This is a genomic window from Leyella stercorea, assembly GCF_019052365.1.
GTDB lineage: Bacteria > Bacteroidota > Bacteroidia > Bacteroidales > Bacteroidaceae > Prevotella.
In genome coordinates this window covers 1-1,230 of sequence record NZ_JAHQUY010000167.1, presented here as the reverse complement: position 1 = coordinate 1,230, position 1,230 = coordinate 1, and the positions used below count along the sequence as shown (strand labels likewise).

General features: G+C 40.6%; 1 protein-coding gene and 1 pseudogene. Both read left to right on the top strand.

Annotation, left to right across the window (positions count from 1 at the left end; translation table 11 throughout):
* Positions 1–228: 228 nt before the first annotated feature.
* Positions 229–996: a type IV toxin-antitoxin system AbiEi family antitoxin domain-containing protein gene (locus tag KTQ90_RS13400; protein ID WP_217318837.1), complete on the top strand. Its 768-nt coding sequence runs from the start codon at positions 229–231 to the stop codon at positions 994–996.
* A pseudogene (locus tag KTQ90_RS13395) lies at positions 986–1,168 on the top strand (nucleotidyl transferase AbiEii/AbiGii toxin family protein); the annotation flags it as partial. The gene KTQ90_RS13400 and the pseudogene KTQ90_RS13395, both read left to right, overlap by 11 nt.
* Positions 1,169–1,230: the final 62 nt, after the last annotated feature.

The following is a 1,230-nucleotide window of genomic DNA, read 5'->3' as shown; positions in this document are numbered from 1 at the left end:
GCTTGTCATTGCAAAACACGACAAAACGAAGAAACGCCGCAAACGAACGTTGTGGAGCAAATCCGATTTGGAGAAAACTTGTGATGATGGTGGCAAGTTCTTTGGTTGGTAATTATGCATCAAAATATACTTTTTGTTTATTTCAAGGCATTTTTTCTAACTCGTTTCTTGCAAGGAAGAATAAAAATATCTATCTTTGCAGTTGAATATTTAGCTTTGCAATAAACTATGAGTGTATTATACGGAACAAAAATAAACCAACTGCTTGCCAATACCGCACCGACAGGGCTGTTATTTGCTGATTGTCTGAAGAAGAAAGGCTATTCAGTCCAACTGCAAAAGAAATACAGAGACTCTGGATGGTTGACAGCTATATGCAAAGGTGTGATGTGTCGCACTGGTGCCCGTTTGAATGCTTATGATGCCATAGCGTCATATAACAAACAGATGGGTGGCACCCTCAGAGTGGCTGCAATGTCTGCCTTGGAATATACGGGGTTCAACCATTATGTACCAATGGGAAAGCCTGTTCTGATGGTGGCAGCACCAACGTTCAAGACACCATTATGGATGCAAAGTGATGTCTATGATGCTACCTTCCGGGTGTTTCACACAAATGCCTTCTCGTATACAGAGACAATAGAAAGAGTTACGGACAGTGGCACGTTATATGTTTCTTCTCCAGAACAAGCGTTCTTGGAGTGTCTAATCTTGGCTCCAAAGTCATACAGCTACATGGATCTGTACTATGTTATGGAGCAACTGACCACCCTACGTTCTGATGTTGTACAGCACTTGTTGGAAACTTTGGACAACAACAGAGTAAAGAGGATGTTTCTGTATATGGCTGAAAAGGCAGGTCATTTTTGGTTCGAAGAACTGCATCCCGAAAAGATAGATGTCGGGACTGGGAAAATCCAAGCTGCTACCAATGGTACATTTAATCGTAAATATAACATGACTATTCCAAAAGATTTAGAAGAATATGAGGGATAAGTACAAGAAGCAGGTCGCATTATTGATAAGAATTATGCCGTCTGTATATCGTATCAAGGAATTTGCCGTGCATGGTGGAACAGCCATTAATCTGTTCCATAAGAATTTGCCACGGTATTCAGTGGATATAGACCTTACCTATATTCCCATTCAAGATAGGACTACAAGTTTATGTACTAACCTGTTGGCGGAATTAATTTAGTGCATACTTAATTCTGCCAATGGGCTTGTCGT